The sequence below is a fragment of the Spirulina subsalsa PCC 9445 genome (assembly GCF_000314005.1).
In the GTDB taxonomy this organism is placed as follows: domain Bacteria; phylum Cyanobacteriota; class Cyanobacteriia; order Cyanobacteriales; family Spirulinaceae; genus Spirulina_A; species Spirulina_A subsalsa.
In genome coordinates this window covers 2,651,256-2,673,353 of record NZ_JH980292.1, presented here as the reverse complement: position 1 = coordinate 2,673,353, position 22,098 = coordinate 2,651,256, and the positions used below count along the sequence as shown (strand labels likewise).

Genomic DNA, 22,098 nt, shown 5'->3' with positions numbered 1-22,098 from the left:
CATACAGTATATCCCTCTTCTGTCAGATCAGGTTCAAACCCTGATTCTCTCGTTGGCTGTGATGGTGAAGATTCGGTAAAATCTTCCAGAGTGACAGAAGAGGAATAAGATATAAAATCAGACCTTATTTCTCTTTCTGAGTTTTTTTACAAACTCGAAAAAACACTTAACACAACTAAATATTTGTAATCAAAAAAAAATAAAACTTGATAATTCTTGACTTTTCAATCCCGATTAACTGGGCTAGGATCTTTGGATAGGAATGTAGAACCCTAAGAAAGAGAGCAGGTTTTATGATGCAAGATTCTCAGCAAAATCAAGCTAGTCTAGTTTTCCTGAATCGTCGTCGTTTTTTAGCAGGTATAGGCTTAATTTCTCTAAGCTGGCAAATGTCGCCAGCTTTTCCTTTAGCTATAGCTGAGGGAGAAACAGGGAATCTCCCCTCATCTAATCTCAAAAATACACCTGACGTTTATCCTGTTTTTGTTCCCTATAAAATTGCCAAAATGGGAGGGACACAAGAACTGATCTTGCGTTCGGGTGAAATTATTTCTATTTTTATCCCTAAACAGGTAGCAGAAAATCAAAGAATTCGCTTTTCAAGCCTCGATAACTCTCAACACGATGGTAAGCTTGAGGTTCACACTTTATATGATCCAGATTCAGAAATTCATAATAAAATCTTCCAAGAGATAGAAAAAGCGAAATGGATTAAACATCAAAAAAATTCAAGTATAAATCGCCTCAGAAAAGTTTATAAAAATATCCGAGATTGTCAATACTGTGACGATACAGCCGCCCTAGAGTTATTAGATTATGTTGTTCAGTCTTCTAAACTGAGCGAAGAAATTAAAGCACGTTATAAAATTGCGAGTGAAAATAATTCTATTGTGGGAATTGAACAATCTCTGAGAAAGGCTCTAGAGCAATCCGAGTTAAATCGGGAAGAACAGAGAGAGTTATTAAAAACGTTTGCTTTTGTTCGTGCCAGTGAACCTGTGTCTAATTGGGATGATTTAACCGATTTAGATACAATTATTTTCGGTTCAACTTTACCGATGTCGGTTAAACAAAACTATGCACAAGCTAGCGCAACCTCTAGGGCTTATACGGCAGATTTGTTGATTGTTAATTATATCAACCAGTTTGCCGATACACAAAACGCGAGCTATCTAGAAGTGTATCAAAAAATTAGAAATGGGGAAGACTTATCTGATTCTGATCAAGCTGTGGCTAATCAGTTAGATAAATTTTTAGAAAAAGGCAACAAAACGGTTAATTCTAAACGTCAACCCCTGCTTGCAGCGAATGCTTATGCTATCTACGTCATTGCCCGTGAAAAGACCCGTGAAAAGAACGATAAACTTCGGACTGAAAAATCCAAGGAATGGCAAGAAAGCATCGCAGCTTTGATTAATTTGACTGACCAAGTTACAGATAAAATGGAGGACTCAAAACGGGCAGGTGCAGCGATTGTTCCACTTTCCACCAGACTTTTAAGCGCCGTAGGAGTCGAAGCGGGGACAGGTATTGCTATTAGTAATCTATCCGGTGCTGCGGCGACTAACGCAACTTTAGCCTGGTTAGGAGGGGGTTCGGTTGCGACCGGAGGTTTGGGAATGTTGGGAGGATTAACTGTCGTCACAGGAGGAGCCGCGCTGATTGGAGCCGCAGGATTATTGTCTGTGGCCTTAGTAGCCCAAATGGATGCGGAAGATTATCAAAATCTTGGGGTAGCGATGGGAACCGGAGTGATTGCAGGGCTTGGGGCTACTTATGCGGCCTTGACAGCCTTAACGGTCTTTGGAGTGGGTGAAGGATTAGCAGGTGCGGCCGCCATTAGTACGCTAATGGCGGCTTTGGGAGGTGTGAGTGTTATGACCGGGGGGACGGCGTTAGTAGCCTTTGCCGTTGGCCTTTTGGTCTGGGATGCTTTAAAAGCAAACAAGAAACGGGATGGGTCTATTCTGAAGCAGCTTGAAGCGCGTCTTTATACGGTGGATGAATATTTTTTGGGTCATCCTTTGTACGAGTATTTAGTAGCCAATGAGGATAAACTCAAGGTGGGTGATTATGGAATAGCTCCTAATGTTGATTTGGAAAAGTTTTCCTATGCTTTGAGAAACTGGCTAACGATTAAACCACAGGATAGAGTTGTGGCTTATATTGACACGAAGGGGAATGATCACGAGGGGGTAGCCTTCAGTCGTTCTGGGATTAGCTGGCGCAAAAATGATCAGATGAACTTTATAAAGTATCAAGAATTAGCCAATTTGCTCGATAGTTCTTTGTCAAGTTCGATGGAAAGTTCTCAGACTCTCAATAAGATGTCCCATCTCCTAGAATTATTGAGCATTGAATCAGAACCCACTCGCCATCATGATTGGGTGCAATTGTTGCGCGATGTGAGTCATCTTGAAATTTAATGGCAAAATGGAGGAAGTCCCCCTAAATTTTGGTTGTTGCGGAGTGTCTCATGGATACCTTTGCTTATTCCTATGTTTCTCAGCTTGGTTCTGGGTCTGATGAGTTTGGGTCAATGTCTCTTGAATGGCTAGATTTTCCGCCTCGCGTTTGGTTCTATCCGTTTGTAATGACCCTTGCGCTCTCGGCTTTGCTTCCTCCCGATGTGTCTTGGGCAACTGTGCACCAAGTGAGAACGCCTCATGGGGGGTGCTTGAATGTGCGCAGGGGGCCGGGGATGGAGTTTGGGACGGTGACTTGTTTGGGCAACGGTCAACGGGTGGACGTGGTGGCCGCCCAAGGGACTTGGTTACAGTTGGAGAATGGAAATTGGCTGTTTGGCCCCTATACTATCGGGCAGGAAGTGACGACGGGGGGAACGTCGGGGAATGGGAATAGTGGGGGGGATGTGGGATTGGGTGAACGGGGATTTCTCGCGGTGGGGGCGCGGGGGCCGTTGGTGGAGACGGTGCAGAGGCGTTTAGTGGCATTAGGCTATGATGTGGGACCGACGGGGGCTGACGGGGTGTTTGGGGTGCAAACGGAACAGGCGGTGCTGGCGTTTCAACGGGCGCAAGGGCTGGAATATGTTGATGGGAAGGTGGGGGCGGAAACGTTGACGGCGCTGGGGATTGGGACAGGGGGAAGGGTGATGAATAATCCGAGTCCGTCGGTGAGTTCTAATCCGGGTGGAGAAACGGAGGCGCGGGTTTTTCGGGATTGTGAAATGGCGAATGCGGAAATAATTGCCCCGGGGAGTGGGGCTATTGTGCGGGCGGGTCCAAATTATGAGTCTGTGCCTGTGGGGGCGGCTTTGGCGGATGGGACGAAGGTTCGAGTAGAGGAGCGTTTAGCGGGATGGTACCGTTTGGATGGCACGAGTTTGAATTTGTGGGTTCCGGCGGTGCAGGTGCGGCGGCGTTGAGGAGGGAATAGGTGGGGCGTGCTGAATAAGTCCGAGAGTTGGGGAATCGGGAGTCGGGAGTCGGGAGTCGGGAATAGGCAATCGTGCCAGTTTTAGATGATCTGTTCCCTGTTAAGAGTTCCCTGTTCCCTTGTTGAGCCTAGCATAGGCGTGTTATTCAGCAGACCCTAGGTAGGGCGTGCTGAATAACTCTGCTCCGGGTGGGGGAATCCGGAAGTCCCCCTGTGGAATGGGGATTTAGGGGGATTCTACTCACGGAAGGGAAAAACCTAGCGATTCCCACTGAGTTGATTTATCCCCCCTAGACCCCCTTTGGAAGGGGGGAACAAGATGGGGGGGAATAAACAACTGAGTTGTTGTGAAAGCCTTGGCAATTCTGGAATGATCCTAAATTTCTCTGAGTTTGTGAGAGCGTAGAGGCAAAATGTAACTAGACTTGGATCTGTGCCTAAAGAAACACCCAATAAGGTGGCTTGTTTCGTGTTTTTTTAACAGTTATTCAAGCGGGAACAACCAACAAAAACAAGGAAAAACAGGGCGTGATAGGGGAGTCTAGATAATTTCCCTGTGGCTTATCTGGTTTTAATCAGAGGAATTGTTTTGAGTTGAACTGTTCGGTTGAGACTGATCACTGATAGAGTTACGAAGGATCTAAAAAAATGCCCAAGACTGTAACAGAAAATGCCGTTACCCCGTCTCAAGGGTCAGATAAAAAAGTCAAGGATGATAAACGCCTCAAGGTGCTGGAAATAACCATGAAGCGGAATCATTATCGCCAAGATGTTTTGATTGAGGTATTACATAAGGCACAGGAGTCTTTTGGCTATTTAGAACCGGAAGTTCTGGATTATATAGCGCGATCGCTCAAACTTCCCCTCAGTCGCGTCTATGGGGTGGCCACGTTCTATCATCTCTTTTCCCTCAAACCTAGTGGAGCCCATAGTTGCGTGGTTTGTATGGGGACGGCTTGTTATGTAAAAGGCAGTGGCAAAGTCTTAGAAAAACTCGAAGAAGAACTGGGAATTGAGGTCGGAGAAACCACCCCAGATGGGGAAATTTCGCTCATGGCGGCGCGTTGTTTGGGGGCTTGTGGGATTGCTCCGGCTGTGGTCTTAGATGGCGCAGTAGCCGGGAAACAGACCCCTGAAAGCACGTTAGCCCGGATTAAAGAATGGCAGGAATAGGGAGTCGGGAGTCGGGAATCAGGAGTCGGGAATACTTAACTCAATTCCCCCACACCCCCTATTACCTATTACCTATTACCCCATAACGGATAGGAGGAGAACACCATAATGGATTTAGCAGAATTACAAGCCCTAGCAGAACAAGAACGCTCCAAACGGAAAGAGATTCGGGTGCATTGTTGCACTTCGACGGGATGCCAAGCGGCCAATTCTTTGGGCGTGAAGGACAATCTAGATAAAGCGGTTCAAGAAACGGGAATGGGCGATCGCGTCGAAGTAGTCGGCGTGGGCTGCATGGGCTTTTGTGGCCGCGGCCCCCTCGTCCAAATTGACCCAATGGATACCCTCTACGAAGAAGTCACCCCAGAAACCGCAGGCAGCATTATCCACGCCCTCAACGGGGGAACCGCCGAAGCCGTCCAAGGGGACAGTCAACACCCCTTCTTTGCCCGCCAGATGCGCGTGGTGCGGGAACATAGCGGCAAAGTAGACCCAGAACGCATTGAGGACTATATCGCCCTAGGAGGCTATCAGGCCCTGCATAAGGTGCTGTATGAAATGACCCCGGAAACCGTCGTGCAGGAAGTCTCTAGCAGTGGACTGCGCGGCAGAGGGGGCGGTGGCTACCCCACCGGCCTTAAATGGGCAACGGTAGCCAAGATGCCCGGCGATCAGAAATACGTGATCTGTAACGGGGATGAAGGAGATCCCGGCGCCTTCATGGATCGGAGTATCCTTGAAAGTGACCCCCATTTAGTTCTTGAAGGAATGGCCATTGCAGGCTATGCCATCGGAGCCACCCACGGCTACATTTATGTGCGGGCAGAATATCCCCTGGCCATCAAGCGCCTCCAAAAAGCCATTCAACAGGGCAAAAAATACGGCATCCTCGGCAGCCAAGTCTTTAACTCCCCCTTCGACTTTAAAGTAGATATCCGCATTGGGGCCGGAGCCTTTGTCTGTGGGGAAGAAACCGCCCTGATTCAATCCATCGAAGGAGGACGGGGGAATCCTGTTCCTCGCCCCCCCTACCCCGCCGAAAAAGGCCTCTGGCAATGTCCCACATTAATCAATAATGTGGAAACCTTTGCCAATATTGCCAATATTATTAAACGGGGCGCGGAATGGTACAGCAGTATTGGCACAGAGAAGAGTAAAGGAACGAAAATCTTCGCCCTGACTGGGAAAATCCGCAACAACGGTTTAATTGAAGTCCCGATGGGGATTACCCTACGGGAAATTGTGGAAGAAATGGGCGGAGGGGTTCCCGATGGAGAAGTGAAGGCCGTGCAAACGGGAGGGCCTTCTGGGGGCTGTATTCCGGCTTCCCTCTTAGATACCACCGTAGACTATGATTCCTTGGTTAAAATTGGCTCCATGATGGGATCTGGGGGCATGGTAGTTATGGACAAGGAAACCAGCATGGTAGAAGTCGCCCGCTTCTATATGGAATTCTGTCGCGGGGAAACCTGCGGGAAGTGTGTTCCGTGTCGCACGGGAACCGTCCAACTCTATAGTTTCTTGACCAAGATTCTCAAAGGTCAAGCCACGGCTGAGGATATCGAGAAGATGGAAGCCCTCTGTTACATGGTCAAGGATACCAGCTTATGCGGTTTGGGCATGACGGCACCGAACCCCGTGTTAAGCACCTTGCGTTACTTTAAGGAGGAGTATCTGGAACTGTTGAAACAACCTCAAAACGGCAAGGTACCCGTTTAGGAGGTTCGTCATTATGGATCCTTGGCAAGTTACCCTAGAAGCTTTTCCCGAGGAGGGAACACCCTCCCAACGGTGGCATTACCTCTGGAATTATGCGGTTTTAGCCCCTTCCGGTCACAATACCCAGCCCTGGCGTTTTGGGGTGGTGGGGGAGAAAATGGCGCTCTATGCGGATCGTCAGCGCTCCTTAGCGGTGGTGGATCCTCAAGATCGCGCTCTAATCATGAGTTGTGGGGCGGCGTTGTTTAATCTGCGGGTGGCCTTGGCGGCTTTTGGCTATGGGGGGGCTGTGACGACGTTTCCGGATCCGGAACAGGCGGATCTCTTGGCTTGGCTAGAGTTTGGGGAAACTTGTTCCCCGGATGAGCAGGCGTTAGAACGTTGTCAAGCTATCCTGACTCGTCGCACCGATCGCCGCCCTTATCAAGGCTCATCCCCTCTGACTGAGGAGGGGGGTGAGCGGGCAACGTTGACGGGGGAACAGTTGCAGGGGTTGGAGAAGGTGGTGGCCGAGGAGGGGGTGACGTTGCTTTGGCTGGATAGCCCAGAACGCCGTTGGTTGATGGTGGAATGGGTGGGAGAAGGCGATCGCATCCAAATGGCAAACCCTGAATTTCGCCAAGAGTTGAGCCGTTGGATTAAACCCAGCACCAACAAGGATCACGATGGCATCCCCAGTTATGCCCAAGGCATCCCCCCCGCCTTTGATTTTGTCACCCCCCTCGTTGCCCAACTGATTCGTTGGGTAGACTTAGGGGACAGTCAAGCCCAGAAGGATCAAACCTTAGTCGCCAATGCCCCCCACCTTGCCCTATTGGTGACGGAAACCGATACTCCTGACGCTTGGTTAGCCACAGGGCAAGCCCTCAGCGCCCTGTTATTACAGGCCGAACTGTGGGGGGTGCGTGCTTCGTTTTTCAATCAACCCCTAGAAGTGCAAGCCTTACGGGAGCAAGTCATCCAACAAATTTGTCCCTCTTCCTTTCCTCAACTCCTTTTCCGTCTGGGGTATCCCCTCGGCGCTCCGCTTCCTCCCACTCCCCGTCATTCCCCTGGGGAGTTTATCCCCCCTTAGCCCCTCCTTTGGAAGGGGGGGGAAGATCAGTCCCTAATCTAGGAACTATCCCCCCTAGCCCCCCTTTGGAAGGGGGGAACAAGACGGGGGGAAAATCCGGAAGTCCCCCTTACAAAGGGGGATTTAGGGGGATTCTACTCAACGGGGGAAGACAGGAAAGGAGTTAAAGCCCACTTGAACCAGTATTCCTGAAGCAGGAGAAACAGCACCATGTCAGTTAAAACACTCACCATTAACGATCAACCCATTGCCATTGAAGAGGGGAAAACGATCCTCGATGCCGCCAAAGAGGCCGGGATTCCCATTCCTACCCTGTGCCACCTCGAAGGGGTTTCGGATGTCGGCGCTTGTCGATTATGTTTGGTGGAAGTCAAAGGGATTAACAAACTCCTACCCGCCTGTGTCACCCAAGTGGCGGAAGGGATGGAAATTACCACCAATACCCCCAAATTGCAAGAATACCGACGGATGGCGGTTGAACTCATTTTTGCGGAGGGGAATCATGTCTGTTCCGTTTGTGTGGCGAATAATAACTGTGAGTTGCAGGATGTGGCGGTGGAAGTGGGCATGGATCACAGTCGCTTTACCTACCGCTTCCCGGATCGGGGGGTAGATGTTTCCCATTCTCAATTTGGCATTGATCACAACCGTTGTATTCTCTGCACTCGTTGCGTGCGGGTGTGTGATGAGGTGGAAGGGGCGCACGTTTGGGATGTCGCCCAACGGGGAGCCGCTTGTTATATTGTCTCGGGGATGAATCAACCTTGGGGCGAGGTGGACGCTTGTACATCTTGCGGAAAGTGTGTCGATGCCTGCCCAACGGGGGCGATTTTCCGTAAGGGTACCACAACGGCTGAGAAAGCAGGCGATCGCGAAAAATTAGAATTCCTTGTCACCGCACGGGAACAAGGACAATGGACGCGCTAAATGAATAGCCCCTTGGGCAATTATCAATTATCAATTAAACCAAGGAAATGGGAGTCAAAGTAATGGAAAAAATAAAATTCGCCACCGTTTGGTTAGCTGGTTGTTCTGGTTGTCATATGTCCTTTTTAGATATGGATGAATGGCTGATCGACCTCGCGCAATATGTGGATGTGGTCTATAGTCCTGTGGGGTGTGATTTGAAGGAATATCCCGAGAATGTGGATGTTTGTTTAGTGGAAGGGGCCGTCGCTAACCAAGAAAACCTAGAACTTTTAGAAGAAGTTCGCGCTAAAACAAAACTGCTGATTTCCTTTGGAGATTGTGCGGTAACGGCCAATGTTCCGGCCATGCGGAATATGTTAGGCACAGCCGAAGCGGTGTTAAAACGGGGTTATTTAGAACTGGGTGACTGTAATCAACAGTTACCCTATGCTCCCGGAATTGTGCCGGAATTATTGGACCGAGTAACCCCCATTCATGAATTAGTCAAAGTAGACATTTTTATGCCCGGTTGTCCTCCCTCTGCGGACAGAATTAAAGCCACGATTGAGCCGCTTTTACATGGGGAACAGCCCAAAATGGAAGGACGAGAAATGATTAAGTTTGGCTAAATTTTTAGGCATTTCTCATCACTTGATTAGCATTTTTCAGAGGAGAACATTATGGCGAAAACTGTAGTCATTGACCCGGTAACTCGCATTGAAGGTCATGCCAAAATATCCATCTATTTAGATGATGCCGGGGAAGTAGAAGACGCTCGGTTTCATGTAGTGGAATATCGAGGGTTTGAAAAGTTTTGTGAAGGTAGACCCTTCACGGAAATGGCCGGGATTACGGCGCGCATTTGTGGGATTTGCCCGGTGAGTCACTTACTAGCGGCCGCTAAAACGGGGGATAAATTATTGGCGGTGAAGGTGCCAGTGGCTGGGGAAAAATTGCGCCGTTTAATGAATTTAGGCCAGTTTACTCAATCCCATGCCCTGTCCTTTTTCCACTTAAGTAGTCCTGACTTTTTATTAGGCTGGGATAGTGATCCGGCGACGCGGAATGTGTTTGGTTTGATTGCGGCGGATCCCGATTTAGCCCGTGCGGGGATTCGTTTACGCCAATTTGGTCAGACGATTATTGAGAAATTGGGGGCGCGGAAAATTCACGCGGCCTGGGCGGTTCCGGGTGGGGTGCGATCGCCTTTATCGGAAGAAGGACGCACCTGGATTCGGGAACGCCTCCCAGAGTCCTTTGAGACGCTCTACACGGCCTTAAATCTGTTCAAACAACTATTAGACCGTTTCACCACCGAAACCGAGGAATTTGGTAAGTTTCCCTCGTTGTTTATGGGCTTAGTGGGCAAAAATGGCGAGTGGGAACACTACGGCGGCCATTTGCGCTTCCGGGATAGTGACGGAAATATTATCGCCGATCATCTCAGTGAGGACGACTATCACAGCTTTATCGGTGAGGCGGTGGAGCCTTGGTCTTATCTCAAGTTTCCTTACTACAAGCCTTTGGGCTATCCTGACGGGATTTATCGGGTGGGGCCTTTAGCCCGCTTAAATGTGTGTGATCACATCGGCACGGAAGCAGCCGATCGGGAATTGCGGGAAATGCGCGATCGCGCTGGTGGCCTTCCGACCTCTTCTTTCTTCTATCACTACGCCCGTTTAATCGAAATTCTCGCCGCCTTAGAGAAAATCCAGCAGTTAATGGATGATCCCGATGTAGTATCGGAACGAGTGCGCGCCCAGGCGGGAATTAACGAACTCGAAGGCGTAGGAGTGAGTGAAGCCCCTCGCGGTACCTTATTCCACCATTACAAAGTGGACGAAAACGGTTTAATTCAAAAAGTAAACCTCATCATTGCCACAGGACAAAACAACCTCGCCATGAATAAAACCGTGACGCAAATTGCGAAACACTATATTCACGGTAACGAAATCCCCGAAGGTTTATTAAACCGCGTGGAGGCCGGGATCCGGTGTTTTGACCCCTGTCTGAGTTGTTCCACCCACGCGGCCGGACAAATGCCCTTGCACGTTGAATTAATTGGTGCCGATGGGGCGCTGTTAAATGAGGTTTACCGCCGTTAGGATTTTTTCCGGTGGAAGTCTTGAATTTTCTACCTCAGTTGTTCTGAACGCCACACTCTTGGAGGGTGTGGTTTTTTTTTGTTCCTGTTGGGGAAAAAATGCAAGCACCTGGTGACTGTTGGGGGAAAAAGGGGGAGAAAAAGGGCTGTAAGTGTTATTGGGTAAGGCTTAGAGGGGATTTAGTGTGGTCGGGAGGTGCTTGCAAAATCCTGAACCCTTGATGGGGGTTGGGTTTGGGCTGTTGCAATTGAGCGAAAAATGGTGTAGAATGGGTTTGATTTGGTTGGATTGCTGGGGGTGCTTGCAAAACTGTCTGAGGCGTGTTGTCCTGTAAGGGTTTTGGCGGGTGCTGTGAGTTAACCTTAGATCGCCGTTAGGCGTTGATCACGTGGCTGACATAGGCGATCGCAAAATCTCCCACTGTGAGTTAACCTTAGATCGCCGTTAGGCGTTGATCACCGGTGTGAGTAGCAACAAAACTCCAAAAAGTAGTAGTGTGAGTTAACCTTAGATCGCCGTTAGGCGTTGATCACTTGTTATTGGGAGTCCTCCGTCTGATCCTGTTCCTGTGTGAGTTAACCTTAGATCGCCGTTAGGCGTTGATCACTTGTTACGGATAACGTTTTTTTCCGTCCTGTGAGTCGTGAGTTAACCTTAGATCGCCGTTAGGCGTTGATCACGTTACTCTCTTCCTTCTTCTGATTCTTCTGATTCTGTGAGTTAACCTTAGATCGCCGTTAGGCGTTGATCACCTTGGGAGCCGCGTTCGTTGTTCAAAAGACCGTTACGTGAGTTAACCTTAGATCGCCGTTAGGCGTTGATCACTTTCCCCCTATCCCCCTATTCACCTAGGACATCATGTGAGTTAACCTTAGATCGCCGTTAGGCGTTGATCACCTGCCATTCTGCCTTTAGGTGCGGTCTTTCTATCTCCCGTGAGTTAACCTTAGATCGCCGTTAGGCGTTGATCACTACGGTTCTGTGGGATAGATGCCCCTGAATCGGAGTGAGTTAACCTTAGATCGCCGTTAGGCGTTGATCACGGTGGTTTGATCCTCGCTTATTCTCACCCTACTCCTGTGAGTTAACCTTAGATCGCCGTTAGGCGTTGATCACATACAGCAACAACAACAGTAACAACAACAAAAAAATGGTGAGTTAACCTTAGATCGCCGTTAGGCGTTGATCACACATTACTCCTCAGAATGTGCGGAGGCTGGCTCAGTGAGTTAACCTTAGATCGCCGTTAGGCGTTGATCACTCTGAAGTGTACGAAAATTTGGGACTTTCAGATTAGTGTGAGTTAACCTTAGATCGCCGTTAGGCGTTGATCACGACACCAAGCCTGATCAGGAATTGGGTGGAAGGATGTGAGTTAACCTTAGATCGCCGTTAGGCGTTGATCACAATAACGCCGAATATCACATCGAACGAGTTATCGGTGAGTTAACCTTAGATCGCCGTTAGGCGTTGATCACTTCAAAGATGGCGGGAGCTTTAAGGGGGTAAGGAGTGAGTTAACCTTAGATCGCCGTTAGGCGTTGATCACGCAACGTCAGAACCATTTTTGCAAGACTGACGGACTTGTGAGTTAACCTTAGATCGCCGTTAGGCGTTGATCACTTAGTGTTCATAATGTTCATAAGTTTGTCTAATGTGAGTTAACCTTAGATCGCCGTTAGGCGTTGATCACTATTTTATACTTGTGTGGCCTCACTTCCTTGTGGGTGAGTTAACCTTAGATCGCCGTTAGGCGTTGATCACCGTCGTTAGGTGAAAAATCGTCCGGCGGATGTGAGTTAACCTTAGATCGCCGTTAGGCGTTGATCACTATCTCAATAAAAAATCTACTCACCTGCGATTAGCGTGAGTTAACCTTAGATCGCCGTTAGGCGTTGATCACGCCACATATAGCGACGAGTCTTGCCCCATTTGTGGAGCGTGAGTTAACCTTAGATCGCCGTTAGGCGTTGATCACACGCGTTTATACATTTGGCTTCCGACTCTTACCAGGATGTGAGTTAACCTTAGATCGCCGTTAGGCGTTGATCACCCACATTGAGTAAATCCCTGACTAAGTGTTAGTTCGTGAGTTAACCTTAGATCGCCGTTAGGCGTTGATCACAAGAAAAAAAAGGAGGGCTCAAAATCCAAAGACCGTGAGTTAACCTTAGATCGCCGTTAGGCGTTGATCACGCGAACCGAACGATAAAAAAGACGGTCATGCCCTAAGTGAGTTAACCTTAGATCGCCGTTAGGCGTTGATCACTTTATTTTTCGGTATCGCTGTTTTTCTAATCCGCGGTGAGTTAACCTTAGATCGCCGTTAGGCGTTGATCACAGTCCGAATCTGGACATTGGACGGCGTGTTACTAATGTGAGTTAACCTTAGATCGCCGTTAGGCGTTGATCACAGGCTCATTTATACTGGTTGCGTCGTGCTTATGGTCGTGAGTTAACCTTAGATCGCCGTTAGGCGTTGATCACAACTCAGGGATAGGGGTATCGACCCGGACACCAGGTGAGTTAACCTTAGATCGCCGTTAGGCGTTGATCACCGCTCTTTTGTTTCTTCCTTTTCTGCCTCCCCCGGTGTGAGTTAACCTTAGATCGCCGTTAGGCGTTGATCACGGATGCGATATTGCTGGAATAAGCTAGCTCCCTTTGGTGAGTTAACCTTAGATCGCCGTTAGGCGTTGATCACAAAAGGGGATTGTATAAAATCCCTCGCCCTAAGCAGTGAGTTAACCTTAGATCGCCGTTAGGCGTTGATCACAATGTTGGGTGAATGGTGACAAAATCTTACTCCCCGTGAGTTAACCTTAGATCGCCGTTAGGCGTTGATCACGACTACGTTTTCAGGATTATCCGATAGGAAACCCCGTAATGTGAGTTAACCTTAGATCGCCGTTAGGCGTTGATCACGTGTCTTGAATCCCGGGATTAGCCAGCCCGAAACACGTGAGTTAACCTTAGATCGCCGTTAGGCGTTGATCACGAGGATGAACCGGGGGATGTGCTATTTACCACCAGTGAGTTAACCTTAGATCGCCGTTAGGCGTTGATCACAATTGGTGGGCTTGCTCCCACTCCTCCGATTCCAGCTGTGAGTTAACCTTAGATCGCCGTTAGGCGTTGATCACATGCTCTTTTGATTGGTCAAACTCCCGTCCCTCTTGTGTGAGTTAACCTTAGATCGCCGTTAGGCGTTGATCACCCTAAAAAAGCAAAGAAAAAGGAATTTAAGAAAGCGTGAGTTAACCTTAGATCGCCGTTAGGCGTTGATCACACTTTAAGCACTTTTTGGAATTTAATCGAAGCAATGTGAGTTAACCTTAGATCGCCGTTAGGCGTTGATCACTCTTTCATTTTGAAACCGTACCATGACGCGATTAAAGTGAGTTAACCTTAGATCGCCGTTAGGCGTTGATCACAAGCGCACTGGGCTGTATCTCACTCAAGGGGGAGTCTTGCCTAAGCCAAAAACCCTACTTTAGGGGCTTCTTGCCTAAACTGTATCGCGTTACAATACAAAATATAAATTAACGTAACTTAACATTTAGGGCAGTCATGCAGGCAACGGCAACGGCAGAAAACCTAACCCTCCCCGGGGCTTACTGGCAATGGCAGGGAGAGTCCATTTATTACGTCAAAACCGGACAAGTTAAAGGAGGACACCCTCCTCTCCTCTTGGTTCACGGATTTGGGGCATCAACAGACCACTGGCGCAAAAATTTAAGCGGACTACAAGATCATTTTGAGGTTTGGGCGATTGATTTGTTGGGCTTTGGACGTTCGAGTAAGCCCAATCGGCAATATAGCGGCGATTTATGGCGGGATCAACTGCATGATTTTATTCAAACCGTGATCGGTCAGCCTGTTATTTTAGCCGGGAACTCCCTTGGGGGCTATAGTTCCCTCTGTGTAGCCGCCCAACGACCGGAATCGGCGAAAGGTCTGATTTTATTAAACAGTGCAGGCCCTTTTACAGACCCCAATGAAGCGGAAAAAACCCCGACGATGCAGCAAAAAATAGGGAAAGCCCTGCGTTCGGTTTTACTTCAACCTTGGGCGAGTTATCTCCTCTTCCAGTATGTCCGCCAGCGCCGCAATATTCGCAAAACCCTAGAAAAAGTTTATGTCGATCAAAGCGCCGTTACAGATCAGTTAGTGGAGGATATTTATCGCCCGTCTTGTGATCCCGGTGCGGTGGAAGTGTTTGCCTCGGTGTTTAAGTCACCCCAGGGGGAAAAAAATGATGTGCTGTTGCGACAGTTAACTTGTCCCCTGTTGATGATTTGGGGGGAGGGAGATCCTTGGATGAATGCCCAGGAACGATCGGCGAAATTCCGCCAGTATTATCCCGAGTTAACGGAATTTTTTCTCAAAGCCGGCCACTGTCCCCATGATGAAGATCCTGATCAGGTGAATCAGTTAATCCGAGATTGGATTCTCCAGCAGAAGATCCTTTGATTTGAGATCAGAGTCTTTAGCGTTGGGCGGCTAAATCGCGAATGAGGGAGGTTTTGGTTTGTAAGTAATGGCTGATCGCTTGGCTTTCCTCCCCTTCCAGCGATCGCACTTCCCGGAGTTTCGCCAACAGCCAGTTTACCAAGCTGGAGTCATCTTGTTGCAGAATTAAGTCCGCTTGGGTGTTTTCAATTAAAGACCAGAGTTGACGCAGCATTATTGGTGTCATAGCGTTGTTCAAGTCCAATGAAGGTTTAGCCACAGTGCAAGGTTGGGACAATACGCTTACAAAATCTTAAGAAACTCTTAATAATTGGTATCTCCCTAACCAAGATAGCGGATCGGACGGGAAACTGTACGAAGAATCCCCAAATTTGCAACAAGTCTATACAAGAAACCAGCCAGTGTGAATAAATGAAACAATTTGACAAGTTGACCGTTACATGATATTAAAAAATCTCTCGCCAAAGATTAGGGGCAAGAGAGGCTTGATAATGAATGATTAATAATTGCTGACCCCAGTGTTGCACTAAGACCAGTTAAAAAAGTGACACAATAGTGGGAACTTTAAACGGGTCTTAGGCTAATATTAAAGCATGACAGCTTTAGGCTTAATTAAAGCAAGGTTGAAAGGCAATGTCAAAAGAATTAACGCAACAAGATCATAGTAATGCTTGGATTATTCAAACTTGGGCGGCTTTTATTATTTCGGTTTCTGCAATGGGTATCGGTATCTTGAATTTGCCTGTGGATAACTGGACAAAGGGCTTTATGGGGATGGGATTAGCGTTTACGGTTGGCTCTACGATTAGTTTGTCTAAAACGACGCGGGACATTCATGAATCGAAACGGATTTATTCCCGGTTAGATGAGGCGAGAATTGAACGGCTTTTGGCAGAACATGACGGAGTTATGCGTTGAGACTTCATTCCTACCCTGACCTAGAGTGGGGATGATTCCCCTCCTCGTGATTTGACCCAGTTGATTGATAGTGAAAGAAAGACAGATTGGACAAGAGCAATCCCGGTCTAAATAGATCGGGATTTTGTTTGGGGAAATGGTCGCAAGATGGCACAATAGTACTATATCAGTGGGGTGAGGAGGACGGGGCAAATGGGGGAGATCCCCCTTTTTCAGGTAAAATGAAAAGTTTGTCGCCTCATTATTTTGTGCCAATCCATAGGAGTTAAATAAACTGTGGTTACTCAAATTCCTCAGACTCAGTATGAAGCAAAAACCCAAGAAATCGCTAAGGAATTAATTTCCCAAACGCGGGAAAAACGTTCCTTTTTTGCCCAAGTCCGCGACCAAATGCGTCTAGATGATAAACTCATGGACTGGGCGATGGCGAATCCGGGTTTACGTTACCAATTGTTTAGTTTTATTGACTGTTTGCCTGCTTTACGTTCTAAAACGGAAATTGCTCGTCACTTGCAGGAATATATGAGTGATGAGACGGTGGAATTACCCGCCATGTTGAAGAATTTGCTCAATTTTGCCGACCCCAATTCAGCCCCGGCTCAACTGGCTGCTACGACGGTGGAACAGTCGGTGAAGACGTTGGCTTATAAATATATTGCGGGGGAAAGTATCCCGAAAGTGATTAAAACGGTGGAACGTCTGCGCAAGGAAAAAATGACGTTTACCATTGATTTATTGGGGGAGGCGGTGATTACGGAAGAAGAGGCCGCCCTGTATTTAGATCGTTATTTAGAGTTAATTACAGCGTTAAGTGAAGCGGCCCAAAAATGGTCAACGGTGGAGCAAATTGACCAAGCGGGGGGGGAAACGTTACCCAAGGTTCAAGTTTCGGTGAAGTTAACGGCGTTTTACTCTCAATTTGATCCTCTAGATGCGGAGGGAAGTAAGGCGAAGGTGTGCGATCGCATTCGGATCCTACTCCGTCGCGCTCAAGAAGTGGGGGCGGCGATTCACTTTGATATGGAACAATACCGCTATAAGGAGATTACCCTAGCTATCCTCAAAGAATTGCTCCTAGAGGAAGAATTCCGCACCCGGAGTGATATTGGTGTCACCCTACAAGGCTATTTGCGGGATTCCGAGGCTGATTTGAAAGGCTTAATTGAATGGGCGAAACAACGGGGAACTCCGATTACCATTCGTTTAGTGAAAGGGGCTTATTGGGATCAAGAAACGATTATTGCGATTCAAAAAGACTGGAAACAGCCCGTTTTTAACCAAAAAGCGGCTACGGATCAGAATTATGAACGGGTGATGCAGTTATTGCTAGAGAATCATCAGTATCTCTACGCGGCCATCGGTTCCCATAATGTGCGCACTCAAGCCCGGGCAATGGCGATCGCAGAAACCCTGCAAATTCCCCCCCGTGCCATTGAATATCAAGTCTTATACGGCATGGGGGAAGCCCTCGCCAAGGCCATCGTTAAACGGGGGCATCGGGTGCGCGTCTATGCCCCCTATGGTGACTTACTGCCAGGAATGTCCTACCTCATCCGCCGTTTACTGGAAAATACAGCTAATTCCTCCTTCCTCCGCCAGAATATGGAAGAACGCCCCATTGAGGAACTGATTGCCGCCCCCCACCTTGAGGAGGAAGCCCCCCTGATTGCTAAATCCGCCTATCCCAACGCCCCCGACACCGACTATGCAGACAGCGCCCTGCGGGAGAAAGCTAAACAAGCCCTCGTCAAAGTGCGCGCCAGTTTGGGCAATACCTACCGCCCCTTAATCAATGGGGAATGGGTGGAAAGTTCCCAGATTGTAGACTGTTTCAATCCCTCCAACAGCCAGCAGTTAGTGGGTAAGGTGGGGTATGCCACCCTAGAACAAGCCCAGCAAGCCCTAGCCGCCGCGAAAACCGCCTTTCCCGCTTGGCGGAATACCCCAGTCCGTCAACGGGCGGGCGTGCTGCGTAAGGCGGCGGATATCATGGAACAACGGCGCTTTGAGTTGGGGGCTTGGATTTGTTTAGAAGTGGGGAAAATCTTACCCCAAGCCGATGCAGAGATTTCCGAGGCGATTGATTTTTGTCGCTACTATGCCGACGAAATGGAACGGTTAGATCAGGGGTATAACTATGATTTAGCCGGGGAAACCAACCGCTACACCTACCAGCCTCGCGGGATTGCGGTGGTGATTTCGCCCTGGAATTTTCCTTTTGCGATCGCCGTTGGCATGACTGTAGCCGCCCTCGTCACCGGAAACTGTACCCTCCTAAAACCCGCCGAACAATCCTCCATTATTGCCGCCAAAATCGCCGAAATCCTCCTAGAGGCAGGCATTCCCCCCGGAGTCTTTAGCTACCTCCCCGGCGATGGCCCCACCGTTGGCGCTCATCTGGTGGAACACAAAGACGTTCACCTCATCGCCTTTACCGGATCCCAAGCCGTAGGGTGTTATATTTACGCCGAAGCCGCCAAACTGAAACCGGGGCAAAAACACCTAAAACGGGTGATTGCGGAAATGGGGGGCAAAAACGCCATCATTGTGGACGAAAGCGCCGACTTAGATCAAGCTGTGGCGGGTGTCGTCGCTTCTGCCTTTGGTTATAGCGGGCAGAAATGCTCCGCTTGTTCCCGTGTCGTGGTGTTAGAACCCGTTTATGAAAGCTTTATGCACCGTTTAATTGAGGCGACAAAATCCTTAAACGTGGGGAAAGCCGAGGATCCCAGTACAACCGTCGGGCCGGTTGTGGATCAAGAAGCCCGCGATCGCATCTTAGAATACATCGAAAAAGGCAAACAGGAAGCCACCCTAGCCTTCCAAAGCCCCACCCCCAGCGGAGGTTATTTCATCCCCCCCACCATCTTCTCCGACGTTTCCCCCGATGCCACCATTGCCCAAGAGGAGATATTCGGCCCCGTCTTAGCCGTCATCAAAGCCACCAGCTTTGAGCAAGCCTTAGCCATAGCCAACGGCACCAACTACGCCCTCACCGGGGGATTATATTCCCGCACCCCCTCCCACATTGAGCAAGCGCGGCGAGATTTTGAAGTCGGCAACTTATACATCAACCGGAACATCACCGGAGCCATCGTCGCCCGTCAACCCTTTGGCGGATTCAAACTCTCTGGAGTCGGTTCCAAAGCCGGGGGCCCCGACTACTTATTACAGTTCCTCGAACCCCGCAGCGTGACGGAAAACATCCAGCGTCAAGGGTTTGCCCCCATTGAAGGCGCAGAGTAATTAGGGCTTGCTGAATAACTAGGCTAGGGAATGGGGAGTCGGGAGTCGGGAGATTGCCGCTCCCCTGCTCCCCTGCTCCCGATTCACTGTAACTTGCCCATATCCCAGTTGTAACTTAAAAATGGGGTGATCACCTCGGGCATTAAATGACCTTCTTGTTGTAGCCAATATTCACAACTTTGGACATATAAATCAACCACCTGATCGCGGCAGCCATCAGCCTGAATTTCTCCAAAAATTTCATGAGCCACCTGCAAATTTTTGCCATAGTAATACATCACGGCCTCCTCAAAATGGGTTTTCGTTCGGTTTTTATGTTCCCTTAAAACCGCTTCATCCGCATCAAAAATTTCAAACACTGAAATCAGTTGATTTTTCCCCTTCACTTGTACTTTTCCTAAAAACCGATAATGATAACTTTCAGGACTTTCTAATCCCAAAAATGTCTGATCACTAATTAACACCGAAGTTCCGCAAATTTTAGTAAAATACTCCAAACGAGCTGCAATATTGACCGCATCACTAATCACCGTTGTTTCCATACGATTAACACCTCCAACTGTTCCCAGCATGGCGGATCCGGTGTTGATTCCGACTCCAATTCTTAAGGGAGGTCTATTGGGTCTTTGACGGGTTAAATTATAAGTATTGAGAATTTCTAACATGGAGATAGCCGCATGAATAGCATCATCAGGACTGCGACCAAATAAAGCCATAATCGAGTCACCAATATATTTATCAACAAAGCCATGATTCTCTAATATAGCCGGTTCCATGCGGCTTAAATAGGCATTGATAAACTTAAAATTATCATCGGGAGTCATCTGTTCAGAAAGTTGGGTAAAGGAACGAATATCAGAAAACAGAATCGTTAACTCTTTTTGCACCGACTCCCCTAAACCTACTCCGACAATGCTATCTTTGCCCAAAAAACGCAGAAACTCCCGAGGGACAAAGCGACTATAAGCACTGTTAATTTTAGCTAATTCTAAATGGGTTTTTAAGCGTGCCAGTAGCTCATTTTTAGATAAAGGTTTTGTTAAGTAATCATTGGCTCCCACATTTAAACAAGCCACCAACTCAGAAACCTGAGTATTGGCCGTTAACATAACAATGGGTAATTCATTCATAGGAATGGTTTCCCGAATGCGGCGACAGACTTCATAACCGGACATTTTGGGCATCATGACATCTAATAACATTAAATCCGGTTGGAGTCCTTCTGCTAATAAAGTGAGGGCTTCTTTTCCACTGCGAACAGGGATAATTTGATAACTTTCTAAAGACAAATGATTGATAATAACTTGTAAGTTAATCGGGTCATCATCTACGACTAAAATTTTAAAATTTTCTGCCACAATAATGGGAGAAATTAAACGTTGAGTCGGGATGAGGGATTGGGAACGGGGGATGGCAATGGGTTGAATGGGGGAAATATCGCACCAACTTTGCTGACTGATGGGGAGGGTAAAGATAAATTCAGAGCCTTGATTTTGTTGCGATCGCACCTCAATTTTCCCCCCGTGCAACTCGACCAACTGTTTGGTAATACTTAGCCCGAGTCCAGCCCCCCCAAACTCCCGGGAAATGGAAGCATCGGCCTGTTCAAAATAGTGAAAAATCACCTCTAACTTAGCTGGGGGAATCCCGATTCCCGTATCTGTTACCCGAATTTCTAGCCAATCTCCTTGTAAGGCAGCAGAAACCCGTACAGATCCCTGTTCCGTAAACTTGATCCCATTGCCAATCAAGTTATACATAATCTGTTGTAAGCGCTTTTCATCCCCATCCACTAAGGGCAAATCGGGATCAATATCATTGTAAAGTTCAAGGGCTTTTTCCCCCACCAAAGGCTTACACAGGGTTAACACCACCTCAGCAATTTGTCTAAAATCAATGGGTTTACGATCTAACTCAATATCATTATTTTTCAGTTTCGAGAGGTCTAAAACATCCGTCACCAAATCCGCCAGACGTTGACCACTCGACACCACCATAGACAAATTCACCTGTTGCTGTTCACTCAGGGGCCCGGCGGCCCCCGCTAACATCGATTCGGCAATGCCAATCATGCCATTAAGGGGGGTGCGCAACTCGTGGGAGGTATTGGCTAAAAATTCGTCTTTGAGGCGATCTAACCGTTCAAGATCGGCATTTTTAGCTTCCAATTCCTGAGTAAAGCGAATCCGCTCGGTTTCCGCCTCCTTGCGTTGGGTAATATCTTTAAAGGCGGCGATCGCATAAATAATTTCCCCCTGCTCATCATAAATCGGAGTTGCCGACACCTCCAGAGGAATCCAACGATCCGCAATGCGCAACACCATATCATCCACCGTCGAACTTTCCCCCCCCAACGCCCGAATCATCGGCTGGCGTTCCTTGGGATACCGTTGTTCCTCCCCCGCTAAATAGACCTCATAATCCGACGAATCCCGCAAGCCAAACACCCCCGGTAAATCCTTCCCCAACAACGACAAAGCGTTAGCATTGGCATAATAAGGCTGGCCGCGAGCATCCACCACAAACACCCCCACCGGAACCGCCTCCAAAAACTGCGTCAGTCGTCGTTCACTTTCCTGTAAAGCTTGGGCCTGTTGGGCAAGGCGTTCCTGTTCCGCCGCCTTCTTAATTTGAGCAACCGCCTGTAGCGTCTTATTCGTCGTAATCTCCAAATCCTCAAAATTCAGAGGTTTAGTCAAAAAATCAAAAGCCCCCCGATTCATGGCCGTGCGAATACTCTCCATATCCCCATAGGCCGACAAAATCACCGTCTTAATCAAAGGATAACGCTCATTAATATGAGTCAGCAGGGTTAAGCCATCCATCTGGGGCATATTGATGTCCGTTAACACCATATCCACATCCGGTTCCCTCTCCAGTCGTGCCAAGGCTTCCACCCCATTCTGCGCAAAAATCAGCACCAACTCTTTCCGCCGAATTCTCCGCCGGAATTTTTGGCTCAAAAGGGCTTCTAAATCAGGTTCATCATCCACAACCAGAATCTTGGCGGGCATCATTCACGCTCTCACTTGCCTTTCCTTTAAGAATATATTGTCTATCCAACCCCTTGCACAGGAGTTC

General features: G+C 48.3%; 13 protein-coding genes and 1 CRISPR repeat array. Of the genes, 11 read left to right on the top strand and 2 right to left on the bottom strand.

From position 1 onward, the window contains the following. Positions 1 to 293: 293 nt before the first annotated feature. The 9 genes from SPI9445_RS0112255 (at position 294) to SPI9445_RS0112210 (ending at position 14,853) form a co-directional block, all read left to right on the top strand. Positions 294 to 2,426 carry a hypothetical protein gene (locus SPI9445_RS0112255; RefSeq protein WP_164674435.1) on the top strand — a complete coding sequence of 711 codons (2,133 nt, stop codon included), beginning with the start codon at positions 294 to 296 and terminating at the stop codon, positions 2,424 to 2,426. A 50-nt stretch (positions 2,427 to 2,476) separates the two neighbouring features. Continuing rightward, a complete protein-coding gene (locus SPI9445_RS28520) occupies positions 2,477 to 3,388 on the top strand; it encodes a peptidoglycan-binding domain-containing protein (RefSeq protein WP_202803689.1) in 912 nt (303 codons plus the stop codon). A 659-nt stretch (positions 3,389 to 4,047) separates the two neighbouring features. Then, positions 4,048 to 4,572: a bidirectional hydrogenase complex protein HoxE gene (hoxE, locus tag SPI9445_RS0112240; protein WP_017305039.1), complete on the top strand. Its 525-nt coding sequence runs from the start codon at positions 4,048 to 4,050 to the stop codon at positions 4,570 to 4,572. Positions 4,573 to 4,680: 108 nt separating this feature from the next. Continuing rightward, a complete protein-coding gene (locus SPI9445_RS0112235; protein ID WP_017305038.1) occupies positions 4,681 to 6,291 on the top strand; it encodes a NuoF family protein in 1,611 nt (536 codons plus the stop codon). A gap of 13 nt (positions 6,292 to 6,304) precedes the next feature. Further along, the gene (locus tag SPI9445_RS0112230; protein ID WP_017305037.1) at positions 6,305 to 7,366 is read left to right on the top strand and encodes an Acg family FMN-binding oxidoreductase; all 1,062 of its coding nucleotides are present in this window, start codon (positions 6,305 to 6,307) and stop codon (positions 7,364 to 7,366) included. 210 nt (positions 7,367 to 7,576) lie between these two features. Continuing rightward, complete coding sequence (hoxU, locus tag SPI9445_RS0112225) at positions 7,577 to 8,293, top strand: bidirectional hydrogenase complex protein HoxU (RefSeq protein WP_017305036.1); 717 nt, start codon at positions 7,577 to 7,579, stop codon at positions 8,291 to 8,293. A gap of 62 nt (positions 8,294 to 8,355) precedes the next feature. Further along, positions 8,356 to 8,904, top strand: coding sequence for an NADH-quinone oxidoreductase subunit B family protein (locus tag SPI9445_RS0112220; protein ID WP_017305035.1), 549 nt, complete (start codon positions 8,356 to 8,358; stop codon positions 8,902 to 8,904). 51 nt (positions 8,905 to 8,955) lie between these two features. Then, a complete protein-coding gene (locus tag SPI9445_RS0112215) occupies positions 8,956 to 10,380 on the top strand; it encodes a Ni/Fe hydrogenase subunit alpha (protein ID WP_017305034.1) in 1,425 nt (474 codons plus the stop codon). 351 nt (positions 10,381 to 10,731) lie between these two features. Next, a CRISPR array of direct repeats spans positions 10,732 to 13,814; the repeat unit is 37 nt; unit sequence GTGAGTTAACCTTAGATCGCCGTTAGGCGTTGATCAC. Positions 13,815 to 13,950: 136 nt separating this feature from the next. After that, positions 13,951 to 14,853, top strand: coding sequence for an alpha/beta fold hydrolase (locus SPI9445_RS0112210; RefSeq protein ID WP_017305033.1), 903 nt, complete (start codon positions 13,951 to 13,953; stop codon positions 14,851 to 14,853). Between the two features lie 16 nt (positions 14,854 to 14,869). Here SPI9445_RS0112210 and SPI9445_RS0112205 read toward each other — a convergent pair whose 3' ends face one another. Continuing rightward, positions 14,870 to 15,079 (bottom strand): hypothetical protein, encoded by a 210-nt coding sequence (locus tag SPI9445_RS0112205; RefSeq protein ID WP_026079742.1) that lies wholly within the window; start codon positions 15,077 to 15,079, stop codon positions 14,870 to 14,872. Between the two features lie 407 nt (positions 15,080 to 15,486). Here SPI9445_RS0112205 and SPI9445_RS0112200 point away from each other — a divergent pair, with 407 nt between their 5' ends. Both SPI9445_RS0112200 and pruA read left to right on the top strand, forming a co-directional pair. Continuing rightward, positions 15,487 to 15,771 (top strand): YiaA/YiaB family inner membrane protein, encoded by a 285-nt coding sequence (locus SPI9445_RS0112200; RefSeq protein ID WP_017305031.1) that lies wholly within the window; start codon positions 15,487 to 15,489, stop codon positions 15,769 to 15,771. Positions 15,772 to 16,047: 276 nt separating this feature from the next. Beyond that, a complete protein-coding gene (gene pruA, locus SPI9445_RS0112195) occupies positions 16,048 to 19,017 on the top strand; it encodes an L-glutamate gamma-semialdehyde dehydrogenase (protein ID WP_017305030.1) in 2,970 nt (989 codons plus the stop codon). Positions 19,018 to 19,100: 83 nt separating this feature from the next. Here the strand turns inward: pruA and SPI9445_RS25330 are convergent, their stop codons facing one another. Then, entirely contained in the window at positions 19,101 to 22,034 is a 2,934-nt protein-coding gene (locus SPI9445_RS25330; protein ID WP_202803688.1) for a response regulator, read from the bottom strand. Positions 22,035 to 22,098 lie beyond the last annotated feature (64 nt).